The following is a 23,632-nucleotide window of genomic DNA, read 5'->3' as shown; positions in this document are numbered from 1 at the left end:
CTTACCTTTATGTATTGAGGTGTGTGCAGCAATAATTTTAAAACAACCTAGCAAAACTTAATTAGCACTAAGAAATGATATGTTATTCACTGTCTGTTTTTCAAAATTTAATAAATAAGCTTCGATAAATAAGCCTTATGCAAACTAATTGTGAGCGTAACGGTTTTTTTAAATTTAAACCGCTTCTAGACGCCACTCATTATCTACAAAGTTTAAACGGTGCGTTAGCGCTGTTGGACGGTCATCAGCCGTTAATGGCATAGTGACGCGGTAACCTTGCTGACGTAAGCTTGTGACCTGTTGCAATAGATTCTGCATTTGCGCTTTATCAGCATTAGCTTGCTGTAAAGCCTCATAATCAACCAATACAATAATTGGTAACTCAAGCTGCGTATGCGCCAACAAACGGCTGACATCCATACTAAAGCCTGTCGCTTGACGGGGCTGCTTTACGCTTAATTGACCAACACTTTGCATACCATCAAAGCGCCCACCACGTACCAGCGGCTGGGTTTCGCTATTGATATAGCCGTTAAAGATAATACCGGTATGATAATGATAGCCCGACAGTTCGGTCACATCGATACTGACTGGCGTCTGCCACTGCGTTTCTAAATGAGTCTTTAGACGTTGCAACTCATCGACAGCCGTCACGATGTGTGTATCTTGCTTAGCAGTATTTGACAGCGTGTCTAATAACTTTGCCATATCGTGACCAAAACGCGCCAATGCGTAAAAATCATTACCCATTGTCAATAGCTGGCAGACACGTTTTAGCTCTGGTAAATTTTTATTGGCATACAGATTCATCAATTGCTCGGTGTCATTATCTGACAACTCAGCCAGTGCCGCCAAACGCTTAAATATCGCCACATGACCCAAGTCAATATGTAGCGCTGCGCTCATATCCAAGCTATTGACCATACTAAACAGTACATCTATCAGCTCAATATCAGCTGCAAGTTCGCCGCAACCAAATATCTCTGCACCGAGTTGTAGCGGTGTGCGTGAGCCAAAGAGCCCTGAAGGCAAGGTATGAATGACGTCGCCTGCATAGCAATAACGCGCAATACCATGACCGCCGTGATGGGCATCAATACGCAAAATCTGTGGCGTAATATCGGCGCGCACGCCCATCAAACGACCGGTCAGCTGATCAATAATCTTAAAGGTTTGGCGCTTTAAATCTTCTGAGGCTTCACTCAATAACGATTCGGTAAACTCAATCATGGGCGGATTGACCAACTCATAGCCATGGCTAATAAGCTGCTGGATCAATTGATGTCTCAGTACCTCTTGCTTATGAGCATCTTCAAACAATACATCGACGACCCCATCAGGCAGCAGCCAGCTGTTATTGGCAACGTCACTGGCAAAATTGCTTAGATATGGCAGACCATTAGCGGCAGCACGGTTATCAGCAGGCTGAGTCGCCGCTGGTTTTGTCGTATTTGACTGGGCAGATTTTGCAAAATCAGAACTGACAGACACAATGAATCCTTGTTTGGCGTAGCGCTTACCAAAAACGCGGTACTGATGCGGTACTAAAAGGTCGTATTTATAATGGCAGTGATATAAGGCGTTTTGTATTTTTGACGCGCAACATCACCGACCCAATTATCTATAAGCAAACTAGGTGACCGCAAAAGGGTGAGTAATAAGTATAAGTTAGGATGATAAGACGAGTATCTTTATGCGCTAAAATTTATGCGATAGAAAACTAGGATAAATAATCGATAAATAATCAAGGCACTTTATGCTTTAGTTTAGCATAGCAGCCAAGCTTCGCCTAGTGACAATTGAACCCAATTACTATCTAATTATTTTGCGAACGCATGATGTAATGAACTCATTGTCTCCTAAACTTATTCTTTAACAAAGAAACAGCCTGTCTCATAAACCGTACTTAAACCCTGTAAAGCGTTTACCATCTGTTGTTTGATAACGTCTTACCGCTAGACTCATGTTACACTAAAGCATATTTTTATCTCGGAAAGCCTTATGTCATCTGATTACCATCCAAATCCTGCCATCAACCAAACCAACGTCCTTGGCACTGCCCTCGCCAGCTGTTGTTTTGACCCTATTACTGGCTATTACCGCAATGGCTTTTGTCATACCGGTAACCATGACGTCGGTCAGCATACCGTCTGCGCGAAGATGACCAGTGAATTTTTAAACTTTTCTGCCAGTCGTGGTAATGACTTGATTACGCCGCTGCCTGAGTATGGTTTTTCTGGACTGCAACCTGGTGATTACTGGTGTATCTGCGCGCTACGCTGGGTTGAAGCATTAGACTTCGATATTGCCCCGCAAATAAAGCTCGAAGCCTGTCACGAAAGCTTATTAAGCTTGGTGGATATCGACACGCTAAAACGCTATGCATTGTAGTTTGCAGAGAAGCAATATAAAAAAGGTGAGGGACATAAATTAATAGGCTAAAGATGTTTTAGCCCATGTCATTTTCACGTTTATTTAACATTTATTTAATATTAGCCACCGACTAAAGGAGAAGGTATGAACCAAGATGATGACCTGATTGTCAAACCGACAACGCGTATCACACCTGACTCTAATGTCAGCCTTATCGACACCAGCATGGGCGATGAGCGCTCTTATTTAAACAATTATGCCAGCTATGACAGCTATATTTATGGCGATGCCGATGCGACGGTCGAAGATACGATTGAGACAATGACCGTCTATGACCCCGACTCTGAGCGCTATGAAGATATCGACTTATCGAGCGATGACGAAGTGGTCAATTGCTACGCCTACTCGCGTAAAACCGGTGAAAAAGTCAATAAAATTGGCCTAAATGATGTCAGTCGCGCTTTAAGTAATAGCGGGCAATTTATCTGGCTTGGTCTTTATGATCCAAGTTTAGAGACCATGGTAAAAGTGAGAGATGCCTTTGAGTTGCACGAACTAGCCATTGAAGATGCCTTTGCTGACCATCAGCGCGCAAAAGTTGAAAACTACGATAATGACATGATATTCGTGGTGCTGCGTACCGCCAAACTCGAAGACAATGTCATTCGCTATGGCACCACGGCGATATTTATGGGCAAAAACTACTTAATCACCATTCGCAATGGTCCATCCAACTCCTACGCACCTGTCCGCGAGCACTGCCATCGCCGCCCAGAAAAGCTCAGAATGGGACCGATATTTGTCTTGCACGCTATTCTCGATTTTATCGTGGATAACTATATGCCGATTACCGATCGCTTAGGCAGTTATCTGCGTGAGCAAGAACGTAACATTTTTACTTATGAGTTTAATAAAGAAACGCTTAGAAATCTGTATGAACTAAAATCCCAGCTGGTGCATATGCGTGCGGTGATTTTGCCGGTGCAAGATATCTGTAGTTTCTTTATTAATCACGATAAAAGCGATTTGATATCGCCGTTTTCCCATGCTGCAAAACCTTATTTCCGAGATGTGAATGACCATTTACTACATTCTTTAGATGCGATTAATGGCTTAAATGAAATGCTTAGCGTGGTCATGAATACTTACCTCGCCATGGTAAATATGGGACAAAACGAAGTCGTTCGTAAACTTGCCGCCTGGGCGGGTATCCTTGCCGTCCCAACCGCTATTGCTGGCATTTATGGAATGAACTTTGACTTTATGCCTGAGCTGCATTGGAAATACGCTTACTTCGTTATTATGATTATCATCATCGCGTTGTGTAGCTTCTTGTATTACAACTTTAAGAAACTCAAATGGTTGTGATAACTCATTCATACATAAAAAAGGGCTGCCAGTGGTAGCCCTTTTTTGTGCTGATTGTGCCTCATTACTCACGGCGGTGCTTAGTATAGCTGTCTGGGGCTTGCGCATTGTCAGGCAGCATGGCATTGACTGTCAAATTTGCATACTGTCTATCAAGATTGTCCTCTGGACGACCAAAGGTTTTTGCCGTCCAAGTCAATATGACAATAGCACCACTCAATAGCATGATTGCCACAGAGATCGTTGCCAATAGCCATAGATGAAAATAATCTGACACTGCCTGCACATCAACGACCAGATGTCGCGACAATGCGGTGATGGCGATAAATATCAAAAACTGTACGGGCAATCGATGGGTTTTAAAATAAATCCCTATCATAGCGAGTAGCTCAAGATAAATAAACAGCATCAAAATATCTTTTAGATCCGCTGAGCCTTTTTGGACAATATAAATGAACTCTTTACCTGCCGTCCAGACCACCACCACACTGATTAAAAATAAAATAACGTAATGACAGATATCGACAAACTCTCTACCAATACCTTGTAGTCGCTCATGAATACCTACGTCTTTTTTAGCCATTTTTAGATCCTATCAACGAAGAGATGGTTGATTTGCCTGACTCTATCAATCAGGCCCCTTTATCTATCGGCAATCAGCACTCACATGGCTATTTTTTAGCTAATATCCAAGCCTGCTGATTTTTCAGCTGCATAAACAGTTTGGCGAATAAGAGTATTAATGGTCATCGGTCCAACACCGCCGGGAACTGGTGTATAAGCACTAGCGATATTTTCTACGCCTTGCAACTCGATATCGCCAACACCGCCATTGTCGGTGGGATGAAAACCTGCATCGACTACCACAGCCCCTTTTTTGATCCACTCAGCTTTGATCAGCTCTGGTACGCCCACTGCCCCAACCACGATATCAGCACGCTTAATATGCGATTCTAAATCTTGCGTTCTTGAATGGCAAATCGTTACGGTACAGTTGGCATTTAATAACATCATCGCCATTGGCTTACCTAAAATGGCACTACGCCCTACGACCACGGCTTCTTTGCCAGCAAGCTCAATATTATGATGCTCTAGTAAATGCATGATACCTTGCGGCGTACATGAGCCATAAGCGGACTGCTGCATCGCCATACGGCCAAAGCCCAAACAAGTCACACCATCGACGTCCTTTGCCAAGTCAATCTGCTCAAAGCAAGCACGCTCATCGATATGAGCCGGTACTGGGTGCTGCAGTAAAATACCATGAACGTCTGGATTGCTATTAAGCTCGTCTATTTTTGCCATCAGCTCTGCAGTCGTTGTCGCACTTGGCATTTCAACGCGAATAGAATCCATACCGACACGCTTACAAGCATTGCCCTTCATACGCACATAAGTCGCAGACGCAGGATCGTCACCGACCAATATTGTCGCTAGGCTTGGGGTACGGCCTGTTTTCGCTTTAATAGCTTCTACACGCGCACTCAGTTGCTGTTCTATTTGTTTAGCAAGTGCTTTACCGTCCAAAACGGTAGCAGATCCTTGGGCAGTTGACGTAATAGACGCAGTTGACATAGTAACTCCAATAAAGGGTGCGAGAAAAAATAGGGTGCGATAAAAATAAAGACAGCGCCTGCAAGTTTTTGCATGCCTGTCTTATGCTCGGTCAATTCTTTTTGACCGTTGATCGAGACTATATTGTACCTGTCTGAGCTAAGAAATCCTAGCGCCCTATTAACAGTCCTTACTTTAAAATCTGTAAACTCACTATAAAAAATCGGCCTATTAATTATAATAGACCGACTTTTTATGTTCGTAAACTTATTAAACAGTCATTTAATAAGTATGAAATTCTATACCTACGCCTACGCCGACATCAGTCGATTGAATATCTGAATCTACGGCCCAAATTCGGCTGGAGATAAGCGCTTTGGAGTTGTACTGATGCTCCCAAGCCACATCAATACTCGTCAACCTATCAGTCGTTGGGAATGCTTGATTGGTACTTCGCTCCGCTTGGTTTACCTTGGCATGTTGTACTTTTGCATTAATGAAATTACGGTTATCGAGCCACAAACGTCCACCAAGCGCAATACTTTCCGCGTCACCGCCTAGCGCATAGCCTAATGGGAAGCCTTGCTGATAATAACCATCTTTATACATGTAATGCTCATAAGAGATGCCTTTAATATCGCCACTAGTGCGGGTATCCGTATACTCAGCATATAGCTGATAAGGCTTACCATAAGCAGCAGAAGCATAATCAACACCAGCTAAATACATGTTTTTAGCTGGCAAGCCGCCTGCTTCATCTTCACCCACATATTGAGCATAAACGCCAGCCGGTACATTCATCAATGGCGCTAAATCTAAACGCGCATCAAAACCGCCTAACTGATTGGCAGGGTCTTCATCAGTGCTAATATTAGGATCATCATTGTTATCTTTTGTTCCTAATAGAGCATCAGTAAAAGAACTGAAACTCTGTGGACGACCCTCACCGCCCCACATAAAGGTACGTGAAGCCCCTAATTCTAACCAGTCTGTAGGATTAGCTGTTAGGCGCATACCAAATAGCTTAGCATCAGGAATCGCCTCATAATCCTCTAACTGACCAGCAAATAGCTGATACTGCCAAGGTCCAACCCACGATAAATACTTAGACGTCGGTGCTGTTTGTTGATCTCGCTGCATGGTAAAACCTGCTACCGGCAAGCTTGCACCTCCTCGAATAAGGCTACCATCATGCCCAGGGCCCCACCACGTTGGAATCTTACCCGCGATTAACCATTGATTGGCTGCGGTACCAGCAAGGTACGAGCCCTCAAAGCTAACATCCGAGCTGTCATCGATAAGTTTGTCATTTTTCAAGTTGGCTTGTAAATTAAATTCCCACTCTGCTTCGCTAAGCGACACGCCAACGCTTGCTTGTTGACCCGCCAGCTTATCATCAGCAAATTTTTGTGGTAGCTGGTCTCTATCGGTTTGTATATGCAGGGCTGCAGAGCCTTTTACCACTGAGTCACGGTTCTGAATCAATCGTGCTTGTACCGACTGCAGGATCTGCTGCTGCACTGGCGTCTGAGCATTAGCTGTATTTAAAGCACGTTTGATCTCATTGGCAGTCAGCGGCCAAGTACTAGTGCTAATGTGGGCGACTCCTTGAGCATTTAGCCAGTCAAGATCTGCCTTAAGCTTAAGATCGTTCATATACAGGTTTTGTGCAGATGCCAACATCGACACTGAGGATAAGACACTCAAACTTAGGACCAGACTTAGCTTTTTATACATGATAGATTACTTCCGAATAACTGAGATTATATTGTTTTTCATTTAACTGCGTCGCCACTACCTTTACCTAAAGCGGTACTCAGTATATAAGAAAAATAGTTCTTAAGGTTAATAGTATCAATCATTTCTTTGTCTTTTTTAGCTAAGCGTTCGGGCGTAGACATATCGATGCCACTCAATTGAGCCAGACCCGTGATACCTGGTAAGACGTTATAAACTCCCATCTCTTCTCTAGCTTCGATAAGGTCTTTTTGATTAAAAAGGTTAGGTCTCGGACCTACCAAGCTCATCTCACCTTTTAGTACATTGATAAGCTGTGGTAGCTCATCGATTTTGGTTTTGCGTAACACTTTGCCCAGTTTAGTGATTGAGCTGTTATCGGCTAAGTGACTAGCTACAGAAGCTGTATCTAACTTCATAGTACGGAACTTAATAAGCTTAAATGGCTTTTGATCTTTACCCACTCTTTCTTGAATAAACAAAGGCGAGCCTGTATCCAAGTAACCAATAGCGGTTGCACCAATTAACAATGGTGAGGCTACTACTAGACCGGTCGCTGAAAACATAATATCCAAAGGTCTCTGTAAAACCATAGACTTAGAAGCCATTAAGTTTGATTTATAAGACTTAGCAGTCTTTTTGATCGACTCACTAGTTGAGTATTTAGGCTTCCAATCTAACAAATTTTTAGCCTTACTAATATCAACTTGCAATGATCCTGATAGCCTTTGAGCGACACTTGATTTACCGACTGCACTCGCTGCCGTATCAATCAATTTAGGAGGTATGTTTACCGCTTTGTTTTTAACGCCTAAACCTTTTGATATCTCTTCTAATAAACTAGCTGTAGAAATATCATCATCATCAGATATCAAAAACACTTCATTTTTAGCATTTTTATGGTCAATACAGGTAATGATAAAATCAACTAAATTATCTACAGATACCAGACTGCGTAAGTTTTGCTTAATGCCGCCTATTGGGAGAGGAAGACCTTTATAAGTCCATTTCATTAACGATTGAAAATTACCTTTAACATTTTCGCCATAAACTAAGGTCGGACGAATAATTACAACTTCTAATGATGTCGTCTCTGCTAATGCGAGCAGACCCTGCTCGGCTTCATATTTTGAGATGCCATAAGGATCGATAGGATTAGGCTTAGAATCTTCTGTATAAGGTTTACCATTCTTCGTGCCTTCACCATTAACTTTAATTGAGCTAATAAATATAAAACGCTTTACACCTGCATCAGCTGCTTGGCGAGCTAGATTTAAAGTTCCTTCCACATTTACTTTACGAAACTCAGTTAAAGGATCGGTAGACTTGTCATCCATTATATGCACGCGAGCAGCTGAATGAATGACCACGTCTATATCTTCAAAAACATTAGTCGATATCATCTTATCTTCTAGATTGTTTATGAGCCTATATTCACATTCAAACTTCTTTAAAGGAATCTTACGAACACCAGCTATAACTTTATGTTTCGTATTATTCAGTAAATTATTAACCAATGACTGACCTACGAAACCGTTAGCACCCGTTATTAATATATTCATGCTCTTTCCTTTATCCTCTCTAAATTTTAATCTGCCTGAGAGATTAAAGTTTATTACGTTTAGTATTTACTAAATACTAAACATCTAAAATAGCTAATAAGCGTTTATTGACTTCGGTAGCATCAAATTTCTTTTGCGCAATTTTATAACTCTCATAACCCATTATCGCGACTTTCTCAGGATTCTCTATAAAATAAATCATTTTTTCTGCTAATGCTTGAGGATTCCATTTTTCAACTAAAAAACCATTTACCCCATTTGCTACTGTCTCGCGACAGCCTGGTACATCAGTAGTTATCACTGCTCGACCTATTGCCATTGCTTCTTGAATGCTACGAGGCACACCTTCTCTATAATAAGAAGGCAAAACAAATACACTAGATTTAGCTATCCACTCTGCCACATTATTGACATGACCTGGATATTGAATAATATCGTTCTCTACGACTTGCTTTAGCTCAGAATCTCTCAAAGCTCCTAAAGCTTCTTTATCCACAGCCCCCAATACTACAAATTTAATCTCTGGATAGCTGTCCTTTACAATTTTTGCAGCAGCAATATAATCATGAATACCTTTTTCAGCAAGCAATCTAGCAACGAATATGAATGTAATGTCTTTGGGATAATCGTTGGAAAAGCTGTAATCTGAAAGATTCAAACCTATGCCACCTAATATCTCAGCTTGCTTAACCTTTATATTATGCTTTCTTAATAAATCTTTTGGGTCATCAGGATTTAGGAAAATAAGCTTATCCAGCTGCGGCAAAGCTAATTTATAAAGATATATCTGCGCCTTTTTGATAAGCTTGGTTTTTCTACTAATACTTCTAGGTTGTTCGGTAAAGGTATAACCTAAACCCTCTAACATACCTATGACTTTTGGCACTCTAGCTAGTTTGGCTGCTAAAGTACCGAAAATCACAGGTTTTGAAAAATAACAAAAAACCAGATCTGGTTTTATTTTTCTGATTTCATTAGCCAATGCGAGAGTTGATTTAATATCAGCAATAGGGTTTAAGCCACTCCGATTGAGCTTATAAGTCATAGGTATAGAACCAAGTGACTGTATAGCTTCTAATTCTTGCGAGGTATATTCGGATGAAAAGACATAAACTTTATATGAATTTTGTTGTAACTCTTTAATCAAGTCGCTGCGAAAATTTATAGTGCTACTTGCTGCTGTACCTATTAGAACAATCTTTTTATTCTGCTTCATATAAGGCTAACCATTTTTGTACAGATGTTTCTAAAGAAAAGAGTTGCTCAACCCGCGCTCTTGCTTTCTCATTGTTCTGCGTTCTATCTTCAACACTCAAAGCTATAGCGTTCTGTAAAGCATCAGCCAATGCTTGGCTATCTTCGATAGGCACTAATTGACCTGTATCTCCTAGAATTTCAGCGCTACCACCACAATCTGTTGCGACTACGTAGCATTCACAAGCCATTGCTTCGATCACTACGGTAGGTAAACCTTCGTGCTTAGATGCTAATACAAAGATATCAGCTTGGCTCAACAGTTCTGGAATATCAGAGCGTCTACCCAATAAAGTTATATCTTTATCTAAATTTAATTCTTTAATTAAAGATTCAATCTGAGATCTGAGTTCGCCATCACCCACGATAGTCAGATTGATAGCTCTATTATTATTATTTTTAAGTATTGCGAAAGCATTAACTAGATTAGGATAGGCTTTAGCATCAGTAAACCTACCTACAGCTATGAAATTTAACGTATTTTTCTCTCGCCTTATACTTTTAGGTTTATTCTTAAACCTATTAAGATTAATGCCATTAGATACTGTGATAACACTACTCTTAGTAAAGGCGCCCTTATTGATCATTGCTTGAGTTGCTTCTTGACTAACGTTAGTATTTATATCTGACAAGTGATTAGTTAGACGATAAGCTAACATACGTACTTTGCCACCCTCGTTAGAGCTGTGAGCAGTACAGATCAATTTAGGGATTGAAAAAACAGTACGGTTTAGCCGAGCAAATATATTAGCATGCACCATATGTGCATGGACTACATCAGGTCGAAAGCTTTTAACCAGTTTTCGATATTTTTTTGATGCTGATAAGAAATCTTTTACTGAATTTAAATGTAAAGCAATAATCTCTATATCTGGAGAACTGGGCTTAATTATAACTTCGCCGGTTAGATAAGCAATCTTTACATTATGACCTAGAGCATTCATTTGGTCAGCAAGGTCAATTACAACCTTCTCTGCACCACCTAAACCTAAGCCTGTTATTACATACAATATTTTTTTCATAATTTCCGTAAGTGCCTTTTCATCAACTAAAATCAGCTTGTTATTTTCTCTAGTTCATCAATCCATTTTTCTATAACTATTTCTTTAGAAAACCTACTACTGGCTTGAAGTGCACTTATACTCATCTTTCTTCTTAATTCAGGGTCAGATATAAGCTTATAGATTGCATCAGCATAAGCTTCTAAGTCGCTATCTTTAATTAAAATCCCTGTAGATTCATCCAATATTTCGGATGGTCCTGTAAATATATCGAAAGCTATAGACGGTAATCCAAAACTTTGCGCTTCAATTAATACCATAGGCAACCCTTCATAGTATGAAGTCATACAATAAAAGCTAGCATTGACGTAATTTATATCTATATTCTCACTACTAATAAGATTAATACTTTCAACATTCGAATCATCAATTAAACTTTGAAGGGACTCTTTATCATCTCCATAACCAATGATATTGAGCCTCCAGTCAGAAACACTGTACTTATTTTGAAATATTTTCCATATATCAATTAATCTATCAAAACCCTTAACCTGAGTGTACCTCCCAATTGATATGATAGTTTTAGAATTCACATCGTAATTATTATAAAATCTGTTAAAGGTAGAAATATTATAAATATAAGTAATTTTTGCACTCATATTAATGTTTTTTTTCCATTCCTCGACATCTCTTTCAGTTAATAAAACTATTAGATCTGCTGATTTTGCCGCTAAGACCCTTAAAAACCTTCTAGACTTTCTACCATTATCGTTTTTATAATTAAAGTGTTCCCATACAACAACTTTTGGACGATTCCTCAGAGTCATCAATGGAAAAAAACTAAATAGATATGACATTGATTCCACAGTTACAACCACATCTATTTCATTACTCATAAGAAGATGACGAAATCTTCTAATTAATATTAAGTACTGTTTTTTATAGTTAGCTATATTTAGGCACGTTATATTTACTTTAGGATGCAATTCTGATACAAAAGAATCGTCATTAAACACAATTAGATTAATGTTAATCTTACTGCTGCTAGCTAGAGCGTTAACAATATTTATAGTTGATATTTCAACTCCACCTCTGTTCGACAATTCGGGTATAAAAAACGCTACATTCATTTGTATGAGTCCATTTTCTTGTTTGGTATTAATGCATACAGCATTGCAATAACAGCTAAAGTGGTTAATCCTTTAATATTCGTAATAAACAAAATAATTAGCATAGAATAATATATAGGTTTAAGTTTCTTTGTTTTGAATGCTAGCTTAAGTAGTTTTACCTCAACAATGAGAAATAAAATCATACCAGGTATTCCAAAATAGTATAAAAGTCTGAGATACCCAACATCTGAATAGTTGTAATCTCCTTTAGAAAAATAGGTCTCATACAAACCTGTCCCAACGAGATAAGTCCTTATATCATTTGGAAAAACAAAATAGTCAATAGTTCCAGAAGCTGATTCTGAGCTCAACTTACCTGTATTAATGTATGCAATTACAAAATCAAATGCATTATTAATAAGTGCTTCCAAGGATTTAGTAAAAGTAGGAAATATTTTAATAATTATGAAGATAGTTAGAATAGTTAAAATTATAGATATAATAAACTTAAATGTGATATTAATAATGCTTTTAACACTCTTAATAGGGAAAATAAATACAATAAGAGAAGAAGCAAAACCTATAATTGTTGATCTGGCCAAACCCATACCTATAAAGAAAATGACTAAATATATCAATAGACCGGATATCTTACTAACTTGGGTCATACTTTTATATTTTAACTGAAATGCAATTAATATAAGGGCAGTTCCGTAAAAAAAACTAGCAGTATAGAACAGTAGACCAAATCCGATAAATCTAGAGCCGTCTTCTAACTGTGAGGTAGAAATATTAACCTGCCTTTCAGTTAGCCTCTGTATTTGTGATATCAAACTAGCAATCTCTGGGTTAACAAATTGAATTACTACGATTAACGATTGTAATAATATTGCATATATAAAATATTTCGTTACAACATTGAAGTTAACTTCACTATAAAAGACATTTATTGTAGAGATGCATAAATACGATGAAAAGTACATTACAGCAATTGTTATAGGAAGCTTTACGAAAGTATAGTCATTTCCTGAGCTAAGGACGAATGCTGACAAGACAGACCAAATAGAAATTAGGAATGTAATAAAAAAAACTGTCAAAAACTTATAATAATATATCTTTCTTTTTCTTACCAAGTCTAAAAACCAAATAACTGAACCTAGAAAAGCTAATATTAACCTAGTTGAGGCAAAGCTAGGAAGGAAAACAAAGTTGATCGGGAATAATGTGAAAAACATTATTAAAGTAATAGTAAATATTTTTATCATTAACTTCCCAATACGTATTAATTAATTTAAATAACAAACACTTATACTTATATTTTTTCTTAAAATTAAATTTTACCAATCTGTTTCATATTTTTAAACTTGTATCTAATATTTAGTATAGAAACACCTACATTATAATTTGCACATAGGACTACCATTAGAAGTTGCCTTTTTGAAAAAAGCTTTTGTTTAATAGACTTTAAAGCGTATTCTCTCATTTTATGACCATTTAATTCTGTTACTGCATAACTATTAGCTATGCCTAACAAGTATGATGCATAAGCTATTTTTATAGTTTCTGCCAACTCAGGATTAGAGACTAATAAATCATTATAAATTTTTTCTATTCTAGCAATCATATTGTAGTTTAGTTTATTATCCTTAACACTGGATATACCAACCCCAGGTCTGTAAACACCTAGATTTTCACCTACATGAATTATTGTTCCTTTAGTAGATTGATATAAGTGCAACTCAATATCTAGAACATCTTCCTCATTCAAAATATCAGATAGATTTAACTCATCAGTTACTCTGAAAAATTTTGAAGAATGAGCAAAAAAAGGCAATTTTTTTACTAAATCTAATAACACATATTCACCTTTCGGATGATTCCAATATCCATCCTTAGTTATAGTATCATTTACTACCTCTAACATATTATGGCTGCATATTATAGCTTGAGGATTTTCTTCCATAACATCGAATTGCTTCTGTAACTTATTAGGCAATGCCATATCGTCACCATCCATGTGCGAGATATATTTCCCTTTAGCTGCTATATATACTTGCTTAACATTTTCGACCGCTCCCACATTCTGCTTATGGAAAATGGGCTTTATTAGATTTGGATACTTATCAACATATTGTTGAATTATTGCACGAGTGCCATCAGTAGAGCAATCCTCACCAACTATAATTTCAAACTTAAAATCTGTTTCTTGATTGACTAAGCTATCTAAGCATTCAGCAATATACTTTTCTTGGTTATAAGTAACCACACACACTGAAACCTTTATATCATCTATATCGTTTATCATATCGCTCTCTTTACAAATCTTAATTTCAATATATTTAGAACTCGAACTGAACTTAACATGGCAATCATTATGCTAAGCACACTTATTACAATTATTTTTAGTAAAATAGTGAGTCGATCACCAGAATGGTCTACCCATTTTGAGACCAGGATCACAAATAAAGACACACTTATCAAACTAGGTAAGAAGGATTTGAACCATGCTACATTGATATTGGGTTCAATCTTTCTATGCACATAGCTTACCCAAAATATCAGATATACTAACTGCGTTAATAACCATACCCAACCTGCACCAATAGCACCATAATGTATCGCCGCCCAAACAATACAAGGTACCAATATAAGAACACTCACAATATTACCTATGAAATGATATCTTAAATTCCCTTTCGCATATTGTAAGTAATAAGGAAAAGCGGCAAGAGCCAATAATGCATTACCCAAAGCATACAATTGTAACACTGGTGCGGCTTGGAGAGCTAAATTACTATCTCCTGTCCAAGCGTATAATACAGGTCGAGCTACACCTGCTAATACTATGCCTGCTGTGACCACAATAACTGCAATGAATTGAGTTGCATTTAAATATACTTGACGCATTTGCTCATGTTGCTGCTCACCTTCTAAACGAGCCATACGTGGCATAATCGGCGCACTAATAGGAGCACTAAGCTGTAAAATACCACCAGCAACCAATACCGCTAAAGTAAAATAACCATAATCTGCTAATGGTAGAACGCCTGACAAAACAAACTTGTCCAATTGAGTGAACAACACCCAAATTGAGGAAGTTACTGCAATAGTCAAAGCAAAACCTAATAACGGCTTGACAGGTTTAATAGACCAACCGATGAATTCTTGTGTAGATACCTTAGGTAAAAGTTGAAAGCTTTTTGCCGCTAAAACGATAAATTCAATTAAAGCTATGGCAAGTTGGAATACAAAAAAACTTTTAACCGTAAAGCCGAAATAATACATATATAGCAACACACCTGGAAATCTTAAAGTAGCTATAATACTATTAACAATACTAAGCCAAACGATATGCTCGAACCCAGATATCACACCGCGGTACAAGCCCGTCATCCAACGTAAAGCTACGCAGATCGCCATCACCTGTAGGCAAAATAAAACTTCATCGATGTTTAAGTTATTTAATTTTAGCCAATGCGTAGCAATATAGTTATCTAGGAGGTATAGCGCACCTCCACCTAGAATAGCTATCACTAAAAATATTAAACTCAAAGCTCGAAACAATCTTCTAAAGTTTAAAGCGTTTTCGACTCCAGCATTATACTGTGCAGTCTGACGGCTGATAGTAGGGGTTAATCCAAAATCGAGTAAATTAAATAATCCTTGTAGCATTGCAAAAAAACCTACTAAACCATAGGCTTCAGCACCCATATATTTAATATAGAACGGTAATATTGCAATGCTAATAATAATTAAGTAAATTTGACTAAGATAGCTGGCTAAAATATTGAGTCTTAGAGAAGGAGGTTTCAATCAATTATTCCAATAGTTTGTTTTTGCTATATGTTCATCATACTGCTTATGAGTAATACCAACGATAATTTTATCATGATATTGGCCATTTCGATAAAACCAATTCTCTTTTTTACCTTCAATTACCCAACCACATTTTTTAGTATAGAAGTTAATTGATCTATTATTATAATCTATCATTTCAGCATCTAAACGTTTTAAATTTAATTCCTTGAAAGCATATCGCATCATAGTCATAACTGCATCAAGAGCATATCCTTTACCTCTACTATCTTTATCACCTAACATAATACCATTAGAAGCATTCCTGTTTTTCCAATCTATATCAACTAAGTTTATTGTTCCAATAAGTCCTAGTTCTTCAGTTTCTATAGCTAAATTTTGATAAGTTATATTATTATTGTTAATATTTTTTATATATTGCTCAGTACTTAATTTCGAATAAGGAAAATGCCACCCAACTAAATTTTCCCAAAGCTCAGGAGAATTTGACCAAATTGATAGTAACTCTAAATCTTCAACTTCTATGGCTCGTAAAGTAACTACATTGCCCTTAATATTCATTATAAATACTCTCTAATTTTATATATTTGAAATTGCATCTCTTTATTCGAATATCTATGGTCACAAACTAAATTAGTAGTATTGTTAACAAATTCATCTTCAAAACTACTTCTAGAAACTCTTTTTAGGCAATCTAACCAATAAGTAGGTATAAATATATTTTCCTTAATTAACTCTTCTGAATAATTTCTATCTAATAATAGCGGATAAATTAATGGAGATTGTAGCGTACTAATATCAACCTTTAAATGATTTATATCAGACAAAGCATAATGCAAATAATTGAAATTCTCTAGTCTTCTATCTTTTAATTTACTATAGTCCAAACTATATAATATCTCTTCAGTAATTTTTGACATTTCTCTAGGAATACAATCATTTAAAAGAATCTCACTCTGTTTAAACTTTTCATAGCCTTCTTTTGCGCTTGATAACTTTCTAATAAAAGTATGTTGGTATTGGTCTAAAATCCATTCGATCTCACTAGATGAATAATTAGCTTTACTGATAGACTCAGTAACCAGTAATCCACCTTCAGCTACTGGTAAGAACTTTCTAGGAGAGTAAATAGTAGCAAAACATTCAAATGGAGGAATAAAAAAAGCTTGTGAATGATCAAAAATAACTTGGTTTGCAGGATATTTAGCTAAGATCTTTTTCTGAACACTAGTACATAAACCAAAATAATTAACGTAGAACATATATTCGTCAATTTGTATTTGATCGGGTAGATCGGGATAGAAATTACTATCTATATCGTAATACTGAATACTTACATTTAATAATATAAGTGGTTCAATTATAGAATCACATATAAAATTTGGCATCCAAATTTTCTTTATGTTATTTTGAACTAATAAATCATAAAAAGCTGAGCATGCGGAGTTGTATTTAAACGCTTGAGGATAAGGGAATTGACCTAAGTCAGGCAAGTCAAATTCGAAGTATCCTCCTATTTCATTATTTGTCGACAATAACACAGATATCATGCTCCATATTATCAACCATATATAGCATCTCATCCATATTAGGATATTTCAATATCATCATCCCTAAAGTATCGTTAGATCCACTATATTTATTAACTAAATCACCTTTCTTTGAATATAAGGTTTGCTCAACAATCATTTTTTCAGCACGTTTAGATATATTAACTTCTTCGAATAAACCGCTTTTAAGGCTATGAACCATATAACTTGACCAAAAACCTTCTACTGGTAATTGCTTTACCTGATCACATTTCAAACCCAATGCAGCATCCACAGTTGCCTTGATTAGATCAATACCTGTTGCATAACGAATTACTTCTGGAATTAAGCATCCACCATTTCGCGGACCTAATTCAAGAAAATAAAACTTTCCATCTTCTGAAAATAGAAAGTCAAAATTTAAAGCTCCAGTTTTCATACCTAGTAAGTCTAAAAGACGCTGTGTTTCTTTATGTGCCTCTTGAAGTAAGCTATCAGCATGAGAGGTAGGAAATGTTTGCCCAATCGGAACTAAACCATTACAAAGTTTGTCAAAGTGCTCATCTGCCCAGCAGCGGAAAGCCAATTGTCCATCTAAAATAAAACCGTCGCCAGCAACTTGATACCCTTGCTTAACAATCTTTTCTTCTACTACAACTTTTTTCTCCCGTGAAAAAACTAAGGCATGGTTGAATGCAGCTTCTAACTGATCTTTAGAAGTAATTTCTGTCACTCCTTTGCTACCAGATGAATCCACAGGTTTAATAAAAGCTGGAACATCTATTTTACTTAACCAATCTGATGCATCACTCAATTCATAAAAAGATTCTGACTTTGGTACATTAAAACCGTTATCTTTTAAGAAGGTACGAAATAAATCTTTACGCGCTAACGTAAGTACAGATTGATAAGGGTTGCCTGGTAAACCCATTTTCTCGGCTACATATGCTGCTGTTGGGGCAGCAGGATCTGAAGCGTAAGCAACAATGCCATCTATTTTTAAGTTTTGAGCTAATTCCAATACAGAGTTTATGTCTGTTGTAGATACATTATGGTATTCATCTGCTAGTTTATGCCCTGGGTTTTCTGGCAGATAGTCACATGTAATTACATAATGTCCTTGTGATTTTGCATAAATAATTGGAGGTATTTGAGAAGGTGCAGCACCTAAAAAGAGTATACGTTTCATAACTATTTCACACCTTTTTTAATTATTTGTATAATATTTCCAACATTAGAATTAGATAACTCAGGGTATATCGGTAAACACAAAATTCGACTGGCGATATCTCTCGAGTTATTACAAACCTGTTTACTACCTAGATAAGACAAAGTATCTAGACTTGGATAAAAGTATCTTCTAGGTAATATATCTTTTTCTTTAAGTTTGGCTTCAATTTTAAGTAACTGCTCTTCACTCTCAAACAATACTGGTGCATAAGCGCAGTTATTCTTACCATGTTCATTCCACTGTTGCAACTCGACTATATTGGACAGCTCATTGGTATAAACCTGCCAAATATATTCACGTCGCTGTCTGATAATATCTATTTCATCGAGCACACATAAACCCATAGCCGCTTCAAACTCGTTCATCTTGGCATTAGTTCCTACTGAATCAATAGACGTGGGACTACTAATACCAAAATTAATCATCAGTCTAACTTTTTTAGCTAATTCATCATCATTGGTGATAACTGCACCACCTTCAATAGTATGAAATAGTTTAGTGGAGTGAAAGCTAAGTGTGCTAATATCACCAAAATTTAAAACACTTTGGTCTTTGTACTCCGAACCAAAAGCATGAGCAGCATCATAAACAACTTTTAATTTATGCTTATCAGCGATAGCTTGAATAGCTTCAACATCACATGGATTGCCAAATACATGAACAGGCACGATAGCTCTGGTATTTGGTGTTATCTGAGCTTCTATCTGCCCTGGATCTATATTAAAAGTTTTTGGATTGATGTCAGCAAAAACAGGCTTTAAACCTTCCCAAGCAAGTGTACTAGTTGTAGCCGCAAAACTAAAAGGTGTCGTAATGACTTCACCTTCTAAAGCTAAGGCTTTATAAGCAAGCTGTAAAGCAAATGAGCCATTAGCGACTAAAATGATATTCTTCATACCTAGATAATCTGCGAGCCGTTGTTCTAGCTCCTGTAGAAGACTACCATTATTAGTCAGCCAACCACTTTGAAAGATTCGATCAACATAAGACTGATACTTTTCTTTATTAGGTAAATATGCTTTAGTAACAGGTATCATGATTATGACTCTTTTGTTAAATCTATTAGATACTGACCATACGCATTTTTGCTCATCGACTGACCAATCTCAGCCACTTTCTCTTTAGTCAACCAGCCGTTATTAAGGGCAATTTCTTCTAAGCAAGCAACCTTATAACCTTGACGCTTCTCAATAGTCTCTACAAATTGCGCTGCTTCTAATAAGCTCTCATGTGTACCCGTATCTAGCCAAGCAAATCCACGACCTAATAGCTCCACATTGAGATCACCACGTTCCATATACATCTGATTGACGGTAGTGATCTCGACTTCGCCTCGTTCAGAAGGCTTTACTTGCTTCGCAATCTCTATAACATCATTATCATAAAAATATAAACCAGTTACGGCATAATTAGATTTAGGTTTGGCAGGCTTTTCTTCTATTGAAATGGCGCGCTTATCTTCATCGAATGCTACGACGCCAAAACGCTCTGGATCTTTTACTTGATAGCCGAAGACAGTCGCGCCTTTATGTCTATTGACTGCCTGACGGAGCAATGGCGTGAATCCTTGACCATAAAAGATATTATCCCCAAGTACTAAGCAGACATTACTATCGCCAATAAACTCTTCGCCGATAATAAAGGCTTGCGCCAAACCGTCTGGACTTGGCTGAACGGCATAGCTGATATCGATACCAAGCTCTTGACCATCAGCGAGTAAGCGCTTAAAACCGTCTATATCATCTGGTGTGCTAATGATAAGCACCTCACGGATACCTGCGAGCATCAATACAGACAACGGATAATAAATCATTGGTTTATCATAAATAGGGAGCAGCTGCTTAGAGACGCCTTTAGTAATGGGGTAAAGACGCGTACCTGAACCGCCTGCTAAAATAATACCTTTTGTATTCATTTATTCACCTGTTCCCAGTCTTTCACGTTGATAGCTGCCATCTTGAACGCGGCTGCACCACTCCATATTATTCAAATACCATTCGACCGTTTTTCTAATACCACTATCAAACGTCTCTGTCGGCGTCCAATTTAATTCATTGGCAATTTTGCTTGCATCGATTGCATAGCGCAAGTCATGTCCTGGGCGGTCTTTTACAAACGTAATTAATGATTCGTACGGCTGGCCATTTTCATGTGGTTGTAGCTCATCTAAGATATGGCAAATCGTTTTGACCACTTCAATATTTTGTTTTTCGTTATGCCCACCGATATTATAAGTCTCACCAATCTTCCCTTCAGTGACCACTTTGTATAGAGCACGCGCATGATCCTCCACAAACAACCAGTCCCGTATTTGATTGCCTTTACCATAAATAGGCAAAGCCTTGCCGTCTAGAGCATTTAAGATAACCAACGGAATAAGTTTTTCAGGGAAATGGTAAGGACCATAATTATTAGAGCAGTTGGTAACTAAAATAGGGAACCCATAGGTACGATGCCATGCACGGACTAAATGATCAGAACTTGCTTTAGACGCAGAATAAGGTGAACTTGGCGCATATGGGGTAGATTCTGTAAATAAATCCGTTGTGCCTTCTAAATCGCCATAAACTTCATCGGTAGAAATATGATGAAACTTAAACTGTTGTTTATCTAGATCATCAAGATTTTGCCAGTATTGACGTGTCACCTCTAATAAATGATAAGTACCGACAATATTAGTATTAATAAATTCAGCAGGGCCATCAATAGAGCGATCCACATGTGACTCTGCTGCTAAATGCATCACAAGATTGGGTTTAAAGCTATCGAATGCTTGCTCTAACGCCTCTTTGTCACAAATATCAATCTGTTGAAATGTATATCTTGGATTTTGATCAATTTCTTTGAGGGATTCTAAATTACCTGCATAGGTTAACTTATCAATATTTAAGACTTCGTCGTCCGTATTACGGATAATATGGCGGATAACAGCAGAGCCGATAAAGCCTGCGCCACCAGTAACTAATATTTTCATAAACAACCTATTTTTTTCACAGCTAAAAATTAAATGAGCGCTTTAAGACGTTTATTGCTTAGTATTAAAAGTAGACATTTACAGCTATGTCTCAAATTACTTTTTCTTATTTATTCTGTATTTTCTTTATAGCCATCTACATACTGCTTAAACTGTTGTTTTAGCCAAGGGACATCGAATTGTTTTTGTTTTTCAGTCAGCTCAAACAATACTGATTCCAGCTCATCTAATGGGAAGCTATGCTCAATTGCTTGCATGATAAGAGGGTGATCAGTGGATTCGACATTATCTTCACCGATGATGAGCTCTTCATAAAGCTTTTCTCCATCTCTAAGACCCGTAAAGATGACTTCGATATCACCCTCAGGATGGGCGGCATCTTTAATATCAAAACCACTTAAATGAATCATTCGCTGTGCCAAATCAACGATTTTGACCGGCTCGCCCATATCAAGGACAAACACTTCACCACCCGATGCCATTGCTCCTGCTTGGATAACCAGATTTGCCGCTTCTGGAATCGTCATGAAATAGCGCGTCACATCAGGATGGGTGACCGTAATCGGTTTACCTTGTTCAATCTGCTTGGTAAATAACGGTACGACAGAGCCTGACGAACCTAGGACGTTACCAAAACGCACCATACTGATACAGGTTTGGCTATCCATTTGGCTTAGTGCTTGGCAAACTAACTCTGCTAAGCGCTTAGACGCGCCCATTACATTGGTCGGCCTTACGGCTTTATCGGTCGAGATTAAAACAAAGGTTTCGACATTGGCTTGAATAGCCGCCCGCACACAGTGATAAGTGCCTTTGGTATTGTTAATCACGCCTTCAAAAGGATTATGCTCAACCATAGGCACATGTTTATAGGCGGCTGCATGATAAACCGTCTGTATATTATGGAGTTTCAGTATTCTAAGCAGATTTGATTCATTGGTGACGTTACCGATGACAGCAACGATTTGAATGTCTTTATAAGCAGGCGTATTAGCTTGTTTGATGGTTAGCTCTTGATGGATGCTATAAAGCGCAAACTCGGACAGCTCATAAAGGACGAGACATTTTGGCTTATTTTTGATTACTTGACGACATAACTCGCTACCAATAGAACCACCAGCGCCAGTGACCAACACGCACTTATCTTTAATATTTAGCTGCAGCAATTTTGCATCAGGTTCGACAGTCTGTCTGTCTAATACATCCAAAATATCTACTTTACGCATACTGCTGACGGTCACTTTTTCGTCAGCGATTTCCTCTAAGCTTGGCAATTCTTTAATTTTGATGGCGATGCCTGAAAGCTTATCTATAATTTGGCGTTTTTGGGCGCGGCTGATAGAAGGAATAGCCAAAAACACCTGTGCAATCTCTAACTCTTCTACCAATCTTACTAAATCATGTGCAGGATAAATCTTTTTGCCGAGTAAATAAGCACCAGCAAGCTGTGGATCATCATCAACATAAGCCACAACATTATATTTATGTGAGTTTCTTAAACCTTCTAATAAATCTCGACCAGCCTCTCCTGCCCCGTAAATGACAACGTTATCATAACCATCTTCATTCTTCATACGGCGCTGGTTTTTACCTTGTAGCCGCGTTAAAAGCTCACGGATAGTCAGCCGACTATTCCACAACCAGATAAAAAATAGAAACAGATATAAAATGGGTACGGCACGTGGCATATCGGGAAGGAGTTTAAAATAAAGAATGGTCTGGGCGATGATAATAAGGACAAAAAATAGCTGCAATACGTTACCCATCATCGCATCAAAAAAACCTCTAGCAACGCCGTTATAAAATCCAATAGCATACAAGCATAGTACTGGTATCAATGCACTCAGACTTAATACCAATAAACTGACATGATGGTCTATATATCCATATCTTGCTGCAATGGCGAAGAATAAACAAATAGCTGACATGATAAAGTCAGCCATCATTAAAATACTACGTTTAATGCTTCTAGGTAGGCTGAGTAAAAACTCAGCACTACGTTCCGCAAGACCAGTAGATGTTATAGAGTTAGTATTATGCGATTTGGATGAGGATGTGGGATCTATTGACATAATAAACAACTGTTTTATTCAAACATTAATATTTAAAGCATTGGACATC

General features: G+C 37.6%; 20 protein-coding genes. 2 read left to right on the top strand and 18 right to left on the bottom strand.

Translation table 11 applies throughout. From position 1 onward, the window contains the following. Window positions 1–174: 174 nt before the first annotated feature. Window positions 175–1,491 carry an ATP phosphoribosyltransferase regulatory subunit gene (locus FOR85_RS06795; RefSeq protein WP_144297271.1) on the bottom strand — a complete coding sequence of 439 codons (1,317 nt, stop codon included), beginning with the start codon at window positions 1,489–1,491 and terminating at the stop codon, window positions 175–177. A gap of 510 nt (window positions 1,492–2,001) precedes the next feature. On the opposite strand from FOR85_RS06795, the gene FOR85_RS06790 reads away from it, so the two are divergent. Then, window positions 2,002–2,391, top strand: coding sequence for a DUF2237 family protein (locus FOR85_RS06790; RefSeq protein WP_068407701.1), 390 nt, complete (start codon window positions 2,002–2,004; stop codon window positions 2,389–2,391). Window positions 2,392–2,517: 126 nt separating this feature from the next. Beyond that, window positions 2,518–3,741, top strand: a complete 1,224-nt coding sequence (corA, locus tag FOR85_RS06785; RefSeq protein WP_144297270.1) for a magnesium/cobalt transporter CorA — start codon at window positions 2,518–2,520, stop codon at window positions 3,739–3,741. Between the two features lie 64 nt (window positions 3,742–3,805). On the opposite strand, the gene FOR85_RS06780 is transcribed toward corA, so the two are convergent. From FOR85_RS06780 to FOR85_RS06700, 17 genes are all read right to left on the bottom strand, one after another. After that, window positions 3,806–4,324: a phosphate-starvation-inducible protein PsiE gene (locus tag FOR85_RS06780; protein ID WP_144297269.1), complete on the bottom strand. Its 519-nt coding sequence runs from the start codon at window positions 4,322–4,324 to the stop codon at window positions 3,806–3,808. Between the two features lie 95 nt (window positions 4,325–4,419). Next, window positions 4,420–5,316, bottom strand: a complete 897-nt coding sequence (folD, locus tag FOR85_RS06775; RefSeq protein ID WP_144297268.1) for a bifunctional methylenetetrahydrofolate dehydrogenase/methenyltetrahydrofolate cyclohydrolase FolD — start codon at window positions 5,314–5,316, stop codon at window positions 4,420–4,422. 261 nt (window positions 5,317–5,577) lie between these two features. Continuing rightward, window positions 5,578–7,032, bottom strand: a complete 1,455-nt coding sequence (locus FOR85_RS06770; protein ID WP_144297267.1) for a capsule assembly Wzi family protein — start codon at window positions 7,030–7,032, stop codon at window positions 5,578–5,580. A gap of 38 nt (window positions 7,033–7,070) precedes the next feature. Next, window positions 7,071–8,594 carry a hybrid nucleoside-diphosphate sugar epimerase/sugar transferase gene (locus tag FOR85_RS12905; RefSeq protein ID WP_144297266.1) on the bottom strand — a complete coding sequence of 508 codons (1,524 nt, stop codon included), beginning with the start codon at window positions 8,592–8,594 and terminating at the stop codon, window positions 7,071–7,073. 76 nt (window positions 8,595–8,670) lie between these two features. Beyond that, window positions 8,671–9,810 (bottom strand): glycosyltransferase family 4 protein, encoded by a 1,140-nt coding sequence (locus FOR85_RS06760; RefSeq protein ID WP_144297265.1) that lies wholly within the window; start codon window positions 9,808–9,810, stop codon window positions 8,671–8,673. Continuing rightward, window positions 9,797–10,870 (bottom strand): glycosyltransferase, encoded by a 1,074-nt coding sequence (locus FOR85_RS06755; protein WP_144297264.1) that lies wholly within the window; start codon window positions 10,868–10,870, stop codon window positions 9,797–9,799. Before FOR85_RS06755 ends, FOR85_RS06760 begins: the two co-directional genes overlap by 14 nt. A 32-nt stretch (window positions 10,871–10,902) precedes the next feature. After that, window positions 10,903–11,979, bottom strand: coding sequence for a glycosyltransferase family 4 protein (locus tag FOR85_RS06750; protein WP_144297263.1), 1,077 nt, complete (start codon window positions 11,977–11,979; stop codon window positions 10,903–10,905). After that, window positions 11,976–13,013 carry a hypothetical protein gene (locus FOR85_RS06745; protein WP_144297262.1) on the bottom strand — a complete coding sequence of 346 codons (1,038 nt, stop codon included), beginning with the start codon at window positions 13,011–13,013 and terminating at the stop codon, window positions 11,976–11,978. Before FOR85_RS06745 ends, FOR85_RS06750 begins: the two co-directional genes overlap by 4 nt. A 278-nt stretch (window positions 13,014–13,291) precedes the next feature. Beyond that, a complete protein-coding gene (locus FOR85_RS06740; protein ID WP_223808553.1) occupies window positions 13,292–14,266 on the bottom strand; it encodes a glycosyltransferase family 2 protein in 975 nt (324 codons plus the stop codon). Continuing rightward, window positions 14,263–15,774 (bottom strand): oligosaccharide flippase family protein, encoded by a 1,512-nt coding sequence (locus FOR85_RS06735; protein ID WP_144297261.1) that lies wholly within the window; start codon window positions 15,772–15,774, stop codon window positions 14,263–14,265. Before FOR85_RS06735 ends, FOR85_RS06740 begins: the two co-directional genes overlap by 4 nt. After that, entirely contained in the window at window positions 15,775–16,338 is a 564-nt protein-coding gene (locus FOR85_RS06730; RefSeq protein WP_144297260.1) for a GNAT family N-acetyltransferase, read from the bottom strand. Continuing rightward, a complete protein-coding gene (locus FOR85_RS06725) occupies window positions 16,338–17,318 on the bottom strand; it encodes a hypothetical protein (protein WP_144297259.1) in 981 nt (326 codons plus the stop codon). Before FOR85_RS06725 ends, FOR85_RS06730 begins: the two co-directional genes overlap by 1 nt. Beyond that, on the bottom strand, window positions 17,299–18,495 hold the full coding sequence (locus FOR85_RS06720) for an acetyl-CoA carboxylase biotin carboxylase subunit family protein (RefSeq protein ID WP_144297258.1): 1,197 nt from the start codon (window positions 18,493–18,495) through the stop codon (window positions 17,299–17,301). Before FOR85_RS06720 ends, FOR85_RS06725 begins: the two co-directional genes overlap by 20 nt. A gap of 2 nt (window positions 18,496–18,497) precedes the next feature. After that, entirely contained in the window at window positions 18,498–19,574 is a 1,077-nt protein-coding gene (locus tag FOR85_RS06715; RefSeq protein ID WP_144297257.1) for a DegT/DnrJ/EryC1/StrS aminotransferase family protein, read from the bottom strand. Between the two features lie 2 nt (window positions 19,575–19,576). Beyond that, window positions 19,577–20,452 (bottom strand): glucose-1-phosphate thymidylyltransferase RfbA, encoded by an 876-nt coding sequence (gene rfbA, locus FOR85_RS06710; RefSeq protein WP_144297256.1) that lies wholly within the window; start codon window positions 20,450–20,452, stop codon window positions 19,577–19,579. Next, window positions 20,453–21,511, bottom strand: a complete 1,059-nt coding sequence (rfbB, locus tag FOR85_RS06705; protein WP_144297255.1) for a dTDP-glucose 4,6-dehydratase — start codon at window positions 21,509–21,511, stop codon at window positions 20,453–20,455. Window positions 21,512–21,621: 110 nt separating this feature from the next. Next, window positions 21,622–23,583, bottom strand: a complete 1,962-nt coding sequence (locus FOR85_RS06700; protein WP_144297254.1) for a nucleoside-diphosphate sugar epimerase/dehydratase — start codon at window positions 23,581–23,583, stop codon at window positions 21,622–21,624. Window positions 23,584–23,632 lie beyond the last annotated feature (49 nt).

Source organism: Psychrobacter sp. YGAH215, assembly GCF_007280595.1.
Lineage (GTDB): Bacteria > Pseudomonadota > Gammaproteobacteria > Pseudomonadales > Moraxellaceae > Psychrobacter > Psychrobacter faecalis.
The sequence above is the reverse complement of the archived record's forward strand: the minus strand, read 5'-3'. Positions and strand labels throughout refer to the sequence as shown.